Raw genomic sequence first — 15,280 nt, 5'->3', positions numbered from 1 at the left:
AATACATGAGTTTGGTCCGGATTGCTGCGCATTGCTCGAAAAAAGGGGCCGTAAAGGCCCCCTTTTCGTGAAACTCGCACAAATCTGATCGCAAGACGCGTTTTTTCGCAAACTCTCTGCGCTACATCCTTGATCAGATTCTTCAGACTTAGCGACGCAGGCCCAGGCTTTCGATCAGGCTGGTGTAGCGTGCAACGTCTTTACGCTTCAGGTAGTCCAGCAGCTTACGACGCTGAGATACCATGCGCAGCAGACCGCGACGGCTGTGGTGGTCTTTCTTGTGCTCAGAGAAGTGACCCTGCAGGTGGCTAATCTGTGCAGTCAGCAGTGCAACCTGAACTTCGGTTGAGCCGCTGTCGTTAGCACCACGACCGTATTTAGCAACGATCTCTGCTTTAGCTTCTACGCTTAGAGACATAATAAACTCCAGTAATAAATGAATGTATGGGCGCCGATCTCTAATTCAGCTACCCGCTTTAAAGCCGCGCTATTCTACTCTTCGCCCGGGAGCAACGCAAATGCAGCGTTGCCCAGGGTTACGCGGGATACTCCACCACCAGACGACGCGGCGCCACGCGCCCGTCAGCGGCGACTTCCGCCATGCCGATAAATTTATGCGCATCGCCTTCGGTTACGCGCACCAGCCCCTGCTGCGGGGCATCCGCTGCCTGAACCGGCATGCCCTGTTTGAAAAAGGCGGCGACGGCGGAGGGCAGGTTAACGATGGGAAACGCGTCCGCCGGGCTATCCATCGGCAGCAAAAGCGCGTCGAGCGGCGCGTAGTCGGGCGTTTCCGCCGTGCTTATTGTCGTCGCGACGGCCTGCAGCTGCTCCAGCGTCATCATCTTTTCGATCGGATAGCGTGCCACCTGCAAACGGCGCAGCATAATCACATGCGCGCCGCAGCCGAGCTTCTCGCCCAGATCGTCGATAATGGTGCGGATATAGGTGCCTTTAGACACGTGAATTTCCAGCTCCAGCTCATTCCCTTCCCAGCGAATAAACTGCAGCTCGAAGACGGTAATCGGACGCGCTTCGCGCGGCACGGTTACGCCTTCGCGCGCGTACTCATATAGCTTTCGGCCCTGATACTTCAACGCCGAAAACATGGTCGGCACCTGCATCGTCTCGCCGCGAAAGCTCTCCAGCGCCGCGTCGAGCTGATCCTGGCTAAAGGAGACCGGACGCGTTTCAACGATATTGCCGTCGGCGTCGGAAGTATCGGTACGCTCGCCAAGACGCGCAATAACGCGATAACGCTTATCCGAGTCGAGCAGATACTGGGAGAACTTGGTCGCTTCGCCGAGACAAATCGGCAGCATGCCGGTTGCCAGCGGATCGAGCGCGCCGGTATGACCCGCTTTGTTGGCGTTAAACAGACGTTTAACTTTTTGCAGCACATCGTTGGACGAGGCGCCCTGCTGCTTATCGAGCAGGAACACGCCGTGGACGTCGCGACCGCGACGACGAGGACGACTCATTAGTCCTCCTTGTCATCTTCCGCCGGGTTTTCACCGCGACGCTCGACGTCGTTTTTGATGACGTTCGACACCAGGTTCGACATGCGCATACCTTCAATCAGCGAATTGTCGTAGAAGAAGGTCAGTTCCGGCACGATACGCAGACGCATCGCTTTGCCGAGCAGAATACGAATATAGCCAGAAGCCTCTTTCAGCGCCTTCAGGCCATTTTTTACCGCTTCCTCGTCTTTGTCGTTAAGGAAGGTGACAAACACTTTGGCATACGCGAGATCGCGCGATACTTCCACGCCGGAAACCGTGACCATCATGCCGAGACGCGGATCTTTAATCTCGCGCTGCAGAATGATTGCGATCTCTTTTTGCAGCTCCTGCGACACACGCTGCGGGCGGCCAAATTCTTTCGCCATAATCATCTCTCCAAAATAATTCGGGAGGCCAGCGGCCTCCCAAATTGCAACACATCGCGTAATGCTTATTCGATGGTGCGCTTAACTTCGATCACTTCGAACACTTCGATCATATCGCCAACGCGAACGTCGTTGTAGTTCTTCACGCCGATACCACACTCCATGCCGTTACGCACTTCGTTGACGTCATCTTTAAAGCGACGCAGAGATTCCAGCTCGCCTTCGTAGATAACCACGTTGTCACGCAGAACGCGGATCGGATTGTGACGCTTGATGTTGCCTTCGGTAACCATACAGCCGGCGATCGCGCCGAATTTCGGTGACTTGAACACATCGCGAACTTCAGCCAGACCGATAATCTGCTGTTTGAACTCCGGAGCCAGCATGCCGCTCATCGCCGCTTTCACTTCGTCGATCAGATTATAGATAACGGAGTAGTAACGCAGGTCGACGTTTTCAGCATCGATGACGCGACGCGCAGAGGCATCGGCACGCACGTTGAAGCCGAGGATGATGGCGTTGGACGCCGCAGCCAGGGTGGCGTCGGTTTCGGTGATACCACCTACGCCCGAACCGATAATCTTCACCTTCACTTCGTCGGTGGAGAGTTTCAGCAGCGAGTCGGAGATCGCTTCCACAGAACCCTGGACGTCGGACTTCAGCACGATGTTCAGCTCGGAGACTTCGCCTTCTGTCATGTTGGCGAACATGTTCTCCAGCTTCGCCTTCTGCTGGCGCGCCAGTTTGACTTCGCGGAACTTGCCCTGACGATAGAGAGCCACTTCACGCGCTTTCTTCTCGTCACGCACGACGGTCGCTTCGTCGCCCGCTGCCGGCACGCCGGAGAGACCGAGGATTTCCACCGGAATGGACGGACCCGCTTCCATGACTTCGCGGCCCAGTTCGTCGCGCATCGCACGCACGCGGCCATATTCGAAGCCGCACAGCACGATGTCACCTTTGTTCAGGGTACCTTCGCGCACCAGCACGGTAGCGACCGGACCACGACCTTTATCCAGGAAGGATTCGATCACCACGCCGCTCGCCATGCCTTCGCGAATAGCGGTCAGCTCCAGCACTTCCGCCTGCAGCAGAATCGCATTCAGCAGATCGTCAATGCCGGTACCGGCTTTCGCAGAGACGTTGACGAACATGTTTTCGCCGCCCCACTCTTCCGGGATGATGCCGTACTGAGTCAGTTCGTTCTTGACGCGATCCGGATCGGCTTCCGGCTTATCGATTTTGTTAACGGCAACCACAACCGGCACGCCCGCCGCTTTCGCGTGCTGGATCGCTTCGATGGTCTGCGGCATCACGCCGTCGTCAGCCGCCACCACGAGGATAACGATATCCGTCGCCTGCGCACCACGCGCACGCATCGCGGTAAACGCGGCGTGGCCCGGGGTGTCGAGGAAGGTGATCATGCCGTTGTCGGTTTCGACATGGTAAGCACCGATGTGCTGGGTAATGCCGCCCGCTTCGCCAGAGGCGACTTTGGTCGAACGGATGTAGTCCAGCAGCGAGGTTTTACCGTGGTCGACGTGGCCCATAATGGTCACGACCGGCGCGCGGGATTCCTGCGCGGCATCGGTATCGCGATCGCTCATTACCGCTTCTTCCAGCTCGTTCTCGCGGCGCAGGATCACTTTGTGACCCATCTCTTCCGCAACCAGCTGAGCCGTTTCCTGGTCGATAACCTGGTTGATGGTCGCCATGGCGCCCATCTTCATCATCGCTTTGATGACCTGCGAACCTTTCACCGCCATTTTGTTAGCCAGTTCGGCTACGGTGATGGTTTCGCCGATGATGACGTCGCGGTTAACAACCTGGGCAGGTTTGTTGAAGCCCTGCTGCAGTGCGCTTGGCTTGCGGTGTTTGCCGCCTTTGCCGCCGCGAATCTGCGCGCGCGCTTCTTCGCGATCGGTTTTGGCTTCAGAATGCTTGTTGCCTTTCTTCGCCGGACGCGCCGCTTTGGCAGTGGTGCGCGCGCGCGCGCGGCCCGCTTCTACCTGACGGTCGTTTTCGTCTTCCGCCTGACGGGCATGAGTCGAGGTGGTGACGTGATAGTCGCCTTTATCCTCTTCTTCAGGTTTTTCCCATTCAGCTGATTTTTCTTCAGCCAGGCGGCGCGCTTCTTCAGCGACGCGGCGAGCGTCTTCTTCGAGCTTACGGCGTGCTTCTTCTTCCGCTTTACGCTTCAGTTCAGCCGCTTCGGCTTCGCGACGGGCTTTGTCGGACTGCGCAGCCTTGGTCATATCGTCGGTTTGATGATTCGTCACTTTTTCTTTTTCCGCTGCTTCACGCTTCGCCTTTTCAGCGGCTTCGCGCTTGGCTTTCTCTTCGGCTTCACGTTGCGCTTTTTCTTCAGCTTCGCGACGGGCTTTTTCTTCAGCCTCGCGTTGCGCCTTTTCTTCCGCTTCACGCTGAGCCTGGGCTTCTGCTTCTGCCTGTTCAGCTTCCGCATCACCTTTTACGTAGGTGCGCTTTTTGCGGACTTCGATTTGCACCGATTTACTTTTACCCCCGGTGCCTGGGATATTCAAGGTACTGCGCGTCTTACGCTGCAATGTTAACTTGCTTGAGCCGGTCTGACCATGCTCGCGATTAAGGTGCGACAATAAAGTTTCTTTCTCTTGCTGCGTGACCGCGTCGTTCTCCGACTTGCGGATCCCTGCGTCAGCGAATTGCTGAACCAGGCGATCGACCGGGGTCTGAATCTCTGCGGCCAGCGATTTTACGGTTACATCTGTCATGCTGTTCCTTCCTGTTATTACGCGTCATCGCCGAACCAGCAGATATTTCGCGCGGCCATAATCAGCGCGCCGGCTTGCTCATCATTCAGCCCTTCAATATCCGTCAGGTCGTCGACACCTTGCTCGGCGAGATCTTCCAGCGTGCAAACGCCTTTCGCCGCCAGGCGGTACGCTAGCGTACGATCCAGGCCGTCGAGATTCAGAAGATCCTCAGCGGGCTCCTGATTACCACGGCTCTCTTCTTTCGCCAGCGCCAGGGTGGTTAACGCATTTTTGGCTCGTTCACGCAGGGCTTCTACGGTCTCTTCGTCCAGACCATCAACGTCCAGCAGCTCGTTGATCGGCACGTATGCCAGCTCTTCCAGCGAAGAGAAGCCCTCTTCCACCAGTACGGTGGCGAACTCTTCGTCGATGTCGAGATGTTTAGTAAACATATCAATAGCAGCATGCGCTTCGGCCTGGTGTTTCGCCTGCAGATCATCGACGGTCATCACGTTCAGCTCCCAGCCGCTCAGCTGGGAAGCCAGACGCACGTTTTGGCCGTTACGGCCGATCGCCTGAGCCAGATTGCCGGCTTCAACAGCGATATCCATGGTGTGGTTATCTTCATCAACCACGATTGACGCCACGTCGGCCGGAGCCATGGCGTTAATAACAAACTGCGCCGGGTTATCGTCCCACAGCACGATATCGATACGCTCGCCGCCCAGCTCGCTGGAAACAGCCTGCACGCGCGCGCCGCGCATACCGACGCAGGCGCCGACCGGATCGATGCGTTTGTCGTTGGTTTTCACCGCAATTTTAGCGCGTGAACCCGGATCGCGAGCCGCCGCTTTAATTTCGATGACTTCTTCGCCGATTTCCGGCACCTCGATGCGAAACAGTTCGATCAGCATTTCCGGCTTAGAACGGGTCACGAACAGCTGCGCGCCGCGCGCTTCAGGACGTACGGCGTAAAGCACGCCGCGAATACGGTCGCCCGGACGGAAGTTCTCACGCGGCAGCATGTCTTCGCGCAAAATCACCGCTTCGGCGTTGCTGCCAAGATCCAGGGTGATGTTGTCGCGATTCACTTTCTTCACCACACCGGTGATGATCTCGCCTTCATGCTGGCGGAACTGATCGACCACCATCGCGCGCTCGGCCTCGCGCACTTTCTGCACGATAACCTGCTTCGCAGTCTGGGTAGTAATACGGTCAAAGGTGACCGATTCGATCTGATCTTCAACGTAATCGCCCAGATTGAACGCTTCATCCTCGAAGCGGGCTGCCTCCAGCGTGATCTCGCGCGTCGGCTGCGTCACTTCTTCTACCACTTCCCAACGGCGGAAGGTGTCGAAGTCGCCGCTTTTGCGATCGATGCTGACGCGAACGTCAATCTCTTGCTCGTACTTCTTCTTGGTTGCAGTTGCCAGCGCGCTCTCCAGCGCCTCGAAGATTTTCTCACGCGGCAGGGCTTTTTCGTTAGAAACGGCTTCTACAACAGCTAAGATCTCTTTGTTCATCCTGGTTAGCCTCAATCCGGACTTTTAAAAGTGGGGGACCAGGTTCGCTTTCTGAATATTGCTCAGCGCGAACACCTCGTCTTTACCCTCAACGGTCACCGTCACCATCTCGCCGTCGACCGACTTGATGATGCCCTGCCATTTACGACGGTTCTGTACCGCCATGCGCAGGACCAGACTGACTTCTTCGCCTGTATACCGCACGTAATGTTCCGCGGTAAACATCGGGCGATCCAGCCCCGGTGAGGAGACTTCAAGGTTGTAAGCCACGGTGATGGGATCTTCCACATCCAGCACCGCGCTTACCTGGTGGCTGACATCCGCGCAATCATCGACATTGATGCCATCTTCACTATCAATATAGATGCGCAGGGTTGATGTGCGACCACGAACGAATTCGATACCGACCAGTTCGTAGCCGAGCGCTTCTACCGGAGCCGATACCAACTCTGTCAATTTTTGCTCTAATGTGGACAAGCCCACCCCCAAGACATAAAAAAAGGGCTTAATAGCCCAGTGTTACGATTTCCTGATAACAAAAAACCCCGAAAATTCGGGGCTTTTTGTGACTGGACCCTGTACGCCGCTAAGCGGCTCGGCACCGTCCAGAAGAATTTTTTTCAAAACTCGCTGCGATGCGCCCGTCGATGCACACAGTATATTTGAAAAAGAACTCTAAGGGAAAGTGGTTGCGGGGGCCGGATTTGAACCGACGACCTTCGGGTTATGAGCCCGACGAGCTACCAGGCTGCTCCACCCCGCGTCCGAAAACGTGACGAATGTTACGCTGATCTTGCGATATTTGCAAGTAAAACCAGATTTGGTACCGAGGACGGGACTTGAACCCGTAAGCCCAATCGGGCACTACCACCTCAAGGTAGCGTGTCTACCAATTCCACCACCTCGGCACTGTTCAGACCACGACTTGAATCTGTCGCGTCGCAAGCATGACGAACTTATTTCGGGATGTCGTTACCCGGCGTTGCCGGTTGTGCAGGCTGAGTCGATTGCGTTGACTGCGCCGGCGCTGACAGATTTTCCCACTCGCTTCCTTTTGAAGTCTTATTGGTGTTCAGGTTACCCAGAACAAGGCTGATGATGAAGAACAGTGCCGCGAGAATGCCGGTCATGCGAGTCATGAAGTTACCTGAACCCGTAGAACCGAACAGCGTTGCGGATGCGCCTGCACCGAATGAGGCTCCCATATCAGCGCCTTTACCTTGCTGCAGCATAATCAAACCCACGAGGGCGATGGCTACAATAAGGAAGATAACTAAAAGAGCTTCGTACATAATCAACCTGTTTCCTTGCGCGATAACCGCACAGTTAAGCTTCAGCCAGTATAGATGGGCCGTGTCGTCATCACCCATCAGAAGCGGGTGTGAATACTAACCAAAGGCGCCCCCCTCTGCAAGGGTAATTTTCTTCGCCGCGATCGACTGCGGAAAAAAGCGCCATCCTGATGTTTTAACGGCGGATCGGCGTAAAACCGTCCGCCGTTCACGCCTTAAACCGCTTTGACCTGTTCGGCGATACGATGCGCCAGCTCGGTGACCTGCGCTTCGTTTTCCCCTTCCACCATGACGCGAATCAACGGCTCGGTACCCGATTTACGCAGCAGCACGCGTCCGCGTCCGGCCAGGGTCTTTTCCACCTCCGCCGTCACGCTTTTTACCGCCTCGTCTTCCAGCGGGTCGCCGGTGCCGCTGAAGCGCACGTTGACCAGCACCTGCGGCAGCATCTTCATGCCGCTGCACAGATCGTGCAGGCTCATATGGTTGCGCACCATTGCAGTGAGCACTTGCAAACTTGCTACGATGCCGTCGCCGGTGGTGGTTTTATCCAGCAGAATAACGTGGCCGGAGTTCTCCGCGCCAAGACGCCAGTTCTTCTCTTGCATCTTTTCCAGCACGTAGCGGTCGCCCACTTTGGCGCGGGCGAAAGGAATGCCGAGCTGCTTCAGTGCCAGCTCGAGGCCCATATTGCTCATCAGGGTCCCGACCACGCCGCCGCGTAGCTGGCCCTGACGCAGCCCTTCGCGCGCGATGATATACAGGATCTGGTCGCCATCGACCTTCTCGCCCAGATGGTCGACCATCATGATGCGGTCGCCGTCACCGTCGTAAGCTAGGCCGATATCCGCTTTCTCCGCCAGCACGCGCTGCTGCAGCATACGCAGATCGGTCGCGCCGCACTCTTTGTTGATATTCATGCCGTCAGGCTGCGTGGCGATGGCGATAACGGTGGCGCCCAGCTCGCGCAGCACGTTCGGCGCAATGTGGTAGGTGGCGCCGTTCGCGCAGTCAACCACGATTTTCAGGCCGTTAAGGCTAAGCTCGCTCGGAAAGGAGCCCTTGCAGAACTCGATATAGCGGCCGGCGGCGTCTACGATACGGCTGGCGCGCCCCAGCTCGGCGGACTCGACGCAGGTCAGCGGCTTCTCCATTTCCAGCTCAATCGCCTCTTCTACCTCGTCCGGCAGCTTGGTGCCTTCGGCGGAGAAGAATTTAATGCCGTTATCGTCAAACGGGTTGTGCGACGCGGAGATGACGATGCCCGCTTCGGCGCGGAAGGTGCGCGTCAGATAGGCGATGGCGGGCGTCGGCATTGGGCCGGTAAAGGCGGCGGACAAGCCCGCTGCGGCCAGGCCTGCCTCCAGCGCCGACTCCAGCATATAGCCGGAGATACGCGTATCTTTACCGATCAGCACCTTTCGCGAGCCGTGGCGCGCCAGCACTTTGCCTGCCGCCCAGCCCAGCTTCAGTACAAAGTCAGGGGTAATCGGCGCTTCGCCAACCTTGCCGCGAATGCCGTCCGTACCAAAATATTTACGATTACTCATGCCTTAATTATCCTTTTGCTCTCCGTGTCGCTTCGACAACGCGCATCGCCTCGACCGTCTCTTTAACGTCATGTACGCGAATGATCTGCGCGCCCTGCATCGCGGCAATCACTGCGCAGGTCAGGCTACCCGTCAGGCGCTGCGACGGCCCGACGTTCAACAGCTGACCAATCATAGACTTGCGCGACATGCCCACCAGCAGGGGCAGCCCGAAATGGTGAAAATGGCTAAGGTGGGCCAGCAGCTCATAGTTGTGGTTGAGATTCTTACCGAAACCGAAGCCAGGGTCGAGCAGCAGATGTTCTTTTTTGATACCCCCCGCTTCGCAGCGCGCGATTTGATCCGCGAAGTAAGCATCCACTTCGCTTACAACATCGCGATACTCAGGTGCCTGCTGCATAGTGCGCGGCTCGCCCTGCATATGCATCAGGCAAACCGGCAAATTAGCCGCCGCCGCCGCTTCCAGCGCGCCCGGTTCGGAGAGAGAGCGAATGTCGTTAATGATGTGAGCGCCCGCTCGCGCCGCTTCGCGGATAACCTCGGCTTTTGACGTATCAACCGAAATCCACACCTCGAAACGCTGCGCAATCGCCTCTACCACCGGAATGACGCGCGCCAGCTCTTCGTCGACGCTGACCTCATCCGCCCCCGGACGGGTCGACTCGCCGCCCACGTCGATAATGGTGGCGCCCGCGTTAACCATTTCATTGGTGTGCGTCAGCGCCTCGACCAACGTGTGATGTTTTCCACCATCGGAGAAGGAGTCCGGCGTGACATTCAAAATGCCCATCACATGGGGAAACGATAAATCCAGATGGGTATCACGGGCGTACAACTTCATGGGGAAAATCTCCTCTGATTACCTGATTACGGATGTAAAAAACCCCGGACCAGCCGGGGTTTTTGCAAGGGTGAAACCCTGTTATTTGTCGAACTGCTCTGACATGGTATTGCCAGGATTCGGCGTGCGCGGCTCATCGACCGGACGCGGCGCCTTCGGCGTGCCATTGCTGTCGGAGTTGCTGCCCGGATCTTCCCAGCCTGCTGGCGGACGCACTTCGCGGCGCGCCATCAGGTCGTCGATCTGCGGCGCATCGATGGTTTCATACTTCATCAGCGCGTCTTTCATCGCGTGAAGGATGTCCATATTCTCGCTCAGAATACGGCGCGCGCGCTGGTAGTTGCTGTCGATCAGGTGTTTAACTTCCTGGTCGATAATGCGCGCGGTTTCGTCAGACATATGTTTCGCTTTCGCCACGGAACGGCCGAGGAAGACTTCGCCCTCTTCTTCCGCATAGAGTAACGGACCCAGTTTTTCCGAGAAGCCCCACTGCGTCACCATGTTGCGCGCCAGGTTAGTGGCCACTTTGATGTCGTTAGAGGCACCGGTGGAAACGTGTTCCGCACCGTAAATAATCTCTTCAGCCAGGCGGCCGCCGTACAGGGTAGAGATCTGGCTTTCCAGCTTCTGACGGCTGGCGCTGATGGCGTCGCCTTCAGGCAGGAAGAAGGTCACGCCGAGCGCACGTCCGCGCGGAATAATCGTTACCTTATGCACCGGATCGTGTTCCGGCACCAGACGGCCGATAATCGCGTGGCCCGCTTCGTGGTACGCGGTGGATTCTTTCTGCGCTTCCGTCATCACCATGGAGCGACGTTCCGCACCCATCATGATTTTGTCTTTCGCTTTCTCGAATTCAACCATCGATACCACGCGCTTGTTGCCGCGCGCGGCAAACAGCGCCGCTTCGTTCACCAGGTTCGCGAGATCCGCACCGGAGAAGCCCGGCGTACCGCGCGCGATGATGCCTGCGTCGATATCGGTCGCCAGCGGCACGCGGCGCATATGCACTTTCAGAATCTGTTCGCGACCGCGCACGTCCGGCAGACCCACGACGACCTGACGGTCAAAGCGGCCTGGACGCAGCAGCGCCGGGTCGAGAACGTCTGGACGGTTAGTCGCGGCGATAACGATAATGCCTTCGTTGCCTTCAAAGCCGTCCATCTCAACCAGCATCTGGTTCAGAGTCTGTTCACGTTCATCGTGACCGCCGCCTAAACCTGCGCCGCGCTGACGACCGACGGCGTCGATCTCATCAATAAAGATGATGCAAGGTGCGGCTTTCTTGGCCTGTTCGAACATGTCGCGCACGCGAGATGCGCCGACGCCGACGAACATTTCCACGAAGTCGGAACCGGAAATAGTAAAGAACGGTACTTTCGCTTCGCCTGCGATAGCTTTCGCCAGCAGGGTTTTACCGGTACCCGGCGGGCCCACCATCAGCACGCCTTTAGGGATTTTACCGCCCAGCTTCTGGAAGCGGCTCGGTTCGCGCAGATACTCGACCAGTTCACCCACTTCCTCTTTCGCTTCGTCGCAGCCTGCCACGTCGGCGAAAGTGGTTTTGATCTGATCTTCCGTCAGCATACGGGCTTTGCTTTTGCCAAAGGACATCGCGCCTTTGCCGCCGCCGCCCTGCATCTGACGCATAAAGAAGATCCACACGCCAATCAGCAGCAGCATCGGGAACCAGGAAATAAAGATCGAAGCCAGCAGGCTCGGTTCTTCCGGCGGTTCGCCAACCACTTTGACGTTTTTGGTCAACAGGTTATCGAGTAACTTGGGATCATTGACAGGAATGTAGGTCGTGTATTTATTACTGTCTTTCTTGATTACGTTAATCTCACGCCCGTTAATACGTGCCTCGCGGACCTGATCCTGGTTCACTTCCGACAGGAAGGTTGAATAATCAACCCTACGGCCATTCGACTCGCTGGGCCCAAAGCTCTGGAATACTGACATCAGCACGACCGCGATGACTAACCAGAGAATCAGGTTTTTCGCCATGTCACTCAAGGGATTAACCTCATATTACAACGGTGTTAACAGACAGCGTAGGGTACTATATATCCTTCATACATGGAATCGCGGCTGGTGGGCTGCAACTTCATCAATTGGGCTATAGTTTGCGCCCTGTCGCCACAATGTACACTTCGCGCGAACGAGATCGCGAAGCGTCCGGCTTACGAATTTTCACTTTCGTAAACAGGGAGCGAATTTCCCGCAGGTATTCATCGAAGCCATCTCCCTGAAACACTTTCACTACAAAACTGCCGCCCGGTGCCAGGATATCCCGACACATTTCGAGCGCCAGTTCAACCAAATACATCGACCGGGGAATATCGACTGCCGGCGTCCCGCTCATGTTGGGCGCCATATCCGACATGACCACCTGCACTTTTTGATCGCCTACGCGATCGAGCAGCGCCTTGATCACCGATTCTTCACGAAAATCGCCCTGAAGGAAATCGACGCCGACGATAGGATCCATCGGCAGAATATCGCAGGCGATAACGCGTCCCGAAGAGCCGATCTGCTGGACCACGTACTGCGACCAGCCGCCGGGTGCCGCACCCAGATCTACCACGGTCATACCGGGTTTGAAAAGCTTGTCACCCTGTTGTATTTCATCAAGTTTAAACCAGGCGCGCGAACGCAACCCCTTTTTCTGTGCCTGAAGCACATATTTATCGCTAAAGTGTTCCTGTAACCAGCGGCTGGAGCTGGCCGAACGCTTTTTACCCGTCATAATTTTCTCAACTAAATCGTCATCGCAGCGATAAACCTGCACGCAATGGGTTGCGTTGATTTGGTGATAACCCCGAGATGGCGGTAGAATGAACCGTTTTCAATCCCTGAGTAAGCAAAAAATACGATGAATCTAAGTACCAAACAAAAACAGCACCTGAAAGGCCTCGCCCATCCACTGAAACCCGTGGTCATGATCGGCGGCAACGGCCTGACCGAAGGCGTGCTGGCCGAAATCGAATCCGCGCTGGAACATCACGAACTGATCAAGGTGAAAATTGCCTCGGAAGACCGTGAAACCAAACAGCTGATCGTTGAGGCTATCGTGCGTGAGACCAAAGCCGGCAACGTGCAGGTAATCGGCAAAACGCTGGTGCTGTATCGCCCGTCTAAAGAGAGCAAGATTTCTCTGCCGCGCTAAAGGCGTTGCCGGTCAACCGGCCAGAGAAAGTGCCATGCTCCCGCATGGGTTAAAAGGCCGCATCGCGGCCTTTTCCATTCTTTACATAATGCTTCGACGCTTTTCAAAGCGTAGCTCTCTCTTAAAGGTATTCCACTTTAAGAATTTCATACTCAACATCGCCGCCCGGGGTTTTGATGATGGTCACATCGTCCACCTCTTTTCCTACCAGACCACGCGCCATCGGCGAGTTGACCGAAATCAGATTTTGCTTAAAGTCCGCTTCGTCGTCGCCCACGATGCGATAGGTCGACTCTTCGTCGGTATCGGTGTTGAGCACGGTTACGGTCGCGCCGAAGATCACGCGGCCATTGTTTGGAATGGTGGTGACGTCGATAACCTGCGCATTAGAAAGCTTGGCTTCGATCTCCTGAATACGGCCTTCGCAAAACCCCTGCTCTTCGCGCGCGGCGTGATACTCCGCGTTCTCTTTCAGATCGCCGTGCTCACGCGCTTCAGCGATTGAGGCGATGATGCGCGGGCGTTTAACGGTTTTCAGCTCGTTCAGCTCTTCGCGCAGCTTTTCGGCGCCCCTTAACGTCATCGGAATCTGATTCATTTAAGCTCCTCGCTCTCTTTCCTGTTTTAACGGCGTCATCCTGACCAGTGTCCACAGAAAAACCGGTTCTGCAGGGCCTGACCCTCGTTTTGCAAATAAAAGAATCCTGACCCGGAAAAGGTTCCAGGCCAGAATGTGGTTTTGCATTTTGATACGTATTTTAACCCAGAGTTCCCTGCGGGTCATCGTTTACTTTCCACCGCTGCGGGACGTAGTATTGACGGCTTCACCTGCCAGTTACCGCGAGATTATGCGATTTTCACGACTTGTTACCGGACTAACCTGTGCGTTTATGCTGCAGGCACAAGCAGCGCCCGTAGATGAATACATGCAGTATTTGCCGGATGGCGCCAATCTGGCGCTGATGGTGCAGAAAATCGGCGCCAGCACCCCAATAATCGATTATCACGGCAAACAGATGGCGTTGCCCGCCAGCACCATGAAGGTGATTACCGCGCTGGCGGCGCTGCTGGAGCTGGGCGGCGACTATCGCTTCCAGACCACGCTGGAAACCAAAGGCGCCATCAGCGACGGCACGCTAAACGGCGATCTGGTCGCGCGCTTTGCCGGCGATCCGACGCTGGGCCGTCAGGATCTGCGCAATATGGTCGCCGCGCTGAAAAAGCAGGGCGTCACCCATATCAAAGGCAACCTGGTGATCGACACGTCGGTGTTCGCCAGCCATGACATGGCGCCGGGCTGGCCGTGGAACGATCTGACACAGTGCTTCAGCGCGCCGCCGGGCGCGGCTATCGTAGACAAAAACTGCTTCTCCGTTTCGCTCTACAGCGCCAGCACGCCGGGCGAAACCGCCTTCGTGCGCATCGCCTCTTACTACCCTGCCCATATGTTCAGCCAGGTACGCACCCTCGGCCGCAACAGCGGCGAAGCGCAGTATTGCGAGCTGGACGTGGTGCCGGGCGAGCTCAACCGCTATACGCTGACCGGCTGCATGCGCCAGCGCGCTGAGCCGCTGCCGCTGGCGTTCGCCGTACAGGACGACGCCGCCTGGGCCGGAGAGATCCTGAAGCAGGAACTGCGTCAGGCCGATATCGACTACAGCGGTCACCTGGTACGTCAGACGCAGGTCACGCCGCCTGGCACCGTGCTGGCGTCGACCCAGTCCGCGCCGCTGCATTCGCTGTTGCGTACTATGCTGAAAAAGTCGGACAACATGATTGCCGACACGGTGTTCCGCACCATCGGCCATCACTATTTCAACGTGCCCGGCACCTTCCGCGCCGGATCGGACGCTATCCGCCGTATTCTGCGTGAGAAAGCCAACATTGATTTAGGCAACAGCATTCAGGTGGATGGATCGGGGCTGTCGCGCCACGATTTGATCGCGCCGGACACCATGATGCAGGTATTGCAGTACATTGCGAAAAACGACGCGACGCTGGACTACATCTCCATGCTGCCGCTGGCGGGCCACGACGGCACGCTGCAGTATCGCGGCGGCCTGCACGAAGCGGGCGTGGACGGCAAAGTGTCGGCGAAAACCGGCTCGCTGCAGGGCGTCTATAATCTGGCTGGCTTTATTACCACCGCCAGCGGCGCGCGCGTCGCCTTTGTGCAGTACCTGTCGGGCTATGCGGTACCGCCGCAGGATCAGCGCACGCGGCGCATTCCGCTGGTGCGCTTCGAGAGCCGCCTCTATCGGGATATCTATCAGAACAACTAA

14 protein-coding genes and 2 tRNA genes are annotated in these 15,280 nt (G+C 56.7%); 2 read left to right on the top strand and 14 right to left on the bottom strand.

From position 1 onward, the window contains the following. Window positions 1–148: 148 nt before the first annotated feature. The 13 genes from rpsO to rlmE form a co-directional block, all read right to left on the bottom strand. The gene (gene rpsO / locus HA46_RS12035) at window positions 149–418 is read right to left on the bottom strand and encodes a 30S ribosomal protein S15 (RefSeq protein WP_033749314.1); all 270 of its coding nucleotides are present in this window, start codon (window positions 416–418) and stop codon (window positions 149–151) included. 118 nt (window positions 419–536) lie between these two features. Beyond that, window positions 537–1,481: a tRNA pseudouridine(55) synthase TruB gene (truB, locus tag HA46_RS12030; RefSeq protein WP_084884469.1), complete on the bottom strand. Its 945-nt coding sequence runs from the start codon at window positions 1,479–1,481 to the stop codon at window positions 537–539. Then, entirely contained in the window at window positions 1,481–1,888 is a 408-nt protein-coding gene (gene rbfA, locus HA46_RS12025) for a 30S ribosome-binding factor RbfA (RefSeq protein ID WP_033749639.1), read from the bottom strand. Before rbfA ends, truB begins: the two co-directional genes overlap by 1 nt. A 65-nt stretch (window positions 1,889–1,953) precedes the next feature. Continuing rightward, window positions 1,954–4,641: a translation initiation factor IF-2 gene (gene infB, locus HA46_RS12020; protein WP_033749312.1), complete on the bottom strand. Its 2,688-nt coding sequence runs from the start codon at window positions 4,639–4,641 to the stop codon at window positions 1,954–1,956. A 17-nt stretch (window positions 4,642–4,658) separates the two neighbouring features. Then, complete coding sequence (gene nusA / locus HA46_RS12015; RefSeq protein ID WP_033749311.1) at window positions 4,659–6,146, bottom strand: transcription termination factor NusA; 1,488 nt, start codon at window positions 6,144–6,146, stop codon at window positions 4,659–4,661. A gap of 24 nt (window positions 6,147–6,170) precedes the next feature. Further along, complete coding sequence (rimP, locus tag HA46_RS12010) at window positions 6,171–6,623, bottom strand: ribosome maturation factor RimP (protein ID WP_033749310.1); 453 nt, start codon at window positions 6,621–6,623, stop codon at window positions 6,171–6,173. 209 nt (window positions 6,624–6,832) lie between these two features. After that, window positions 6,833–6,909: transfer RNA gene (locus tag HA46_RS12005), tRNA-Met, on the bottom strand. Window positions 6,910–6,967: 58 nt separating this feature from the next. Then, a tRNA-Leu gene (locus tag HA46_RS12000) sits at window positions 6,968–7,054 on the bottom strand. A gap of 48 nt (window positions 7,055–7,102) precedes the next feature. Beyond that, window positions 7,103–7,438 carry a preprotein translocase subunit SecG gene (gene secG / locus HA46_RS11995; RefSeq protein ID WP_033793592.1) on the bottom strand — a complete coding sequence of 112 codons (336 nt, stop codon included), beginning with the start codon at window positions 7,436–7,438 and terminating at the stop codon, window positions 7,103–7,105. A 215-nt stretch (window positions 7,439–7,653) separates the two neighbouring features. Next, on the bottom strand, window positions 7,654–8,988 hold the full coding sequence (glmM, locus tag HA46_RS11990; protein WP_084884467.1) for a phosphoglucosamine mutase: 1,335 nt from the start codon (window positions 8,986–8,988) through the stop codon (window positions 7,654–7,656). A gap of 7 nt (window positions 8,989–8,995) precedes the next feature. Next, window positions 8,996–9,829, bottom strand: a complete 834-nt coding sequence (gene folP, locus HA46_RS11985) for a dihydropteroate synthase (protein WP_084884464.1) — start codon at window positions 9,827–9,829, stop codon at window positions 8,996–8,998. Window positions 9,830–9,910: 81 nt separating this feature from the next. Next, complete coding sequence (gene ftsH / locus HA46_RS11980) at window positions 9,911–11,836, bottom strand: ATP-dependent zinc metalloprotease FtsH (protein ID WP_033749306.1); 1,926 nt, start codon at window positions 11,834–11,836, stop codon at window positions 9,911–9,913. A gap of 112 nt (window positions 11,837–11,948) precedes the next feature. Next, window positions 11,949–12,578, bottom strand: a complete 630-nt coding sequence (gene rlmE / locus HA46_RS11975) for a 23S rRNA (uridine(2552)-2'-O)-methyltransferase RlmE (RefSeq protein WP_033749635.1) — start codon at window positions 12,576–12,578, stop codon at window positions 11,949–11,951. Window positions 12,579–12,704: 126 nt separating this feature from the next. Between rlmE and yhbY the strand changes: the two genes are divergently transcribed. Continuing rightward, the gene (gene yhbY / locus HA46_RS11970; protein ID WP_033749305.1) at window positions 12,705–12,998 is read left to right on the top strand and encodes a ribosome assembly RNA-binding protein YhbY; all 294 of its coding nucleotides are present in this window, start codon (window positions 12,705–12,707) and stop codon (window positions 12,996–12,998) included. A gap of 121 nt (window positions 12,999–13,119) precedes the next feature. Here the strand turns inward: yhbY and greA are convergent, their stop codons facing one another. After that, window positions 13,120–13,596 carry a transcription elongation factor GreA gene (greA, locus tag HA46_RS11965; RefSeq protein ID WP_033749304.1) on the bottom strand — a complete coding sequence of 159 codons (477 nt, stop codon included), beginning with the start codon at window positions 13,594–13,596 and terminating at the stop codon, window positions 13,120–13,122. 250 nt (window positions 13,597–13,846) lie between these two features. On the opposite strand from greA, the gene dacB reads away from it, so the two are divergent. Further along, window positions 13,847–15,280 carry a serine-type D-Ala-D-Ala carboxypeptidase gene (dacB, locus tag HA46_RS11955; RefSeq protein ID WP_033793339.1) on the top strand — a complete coding sequence of 478 codons (1,434 nt, stop codon included), beginning with the start codon at window positions 13,847–13,849 and terminating at the stop codon, window positions 15,278–15,280.

Source organism: Pantoea septica, from assembly GCF_002095575.1.
Lineage (GTDB): Bacteria > Pseudomonadota > Gammaproteobacteria > Enterobacterales > Enterobacteriaceae > Pantoea > Pantoea septica.
This window is presented reverse-complemented; position numbering and strand designations above follow the sequence as displayed.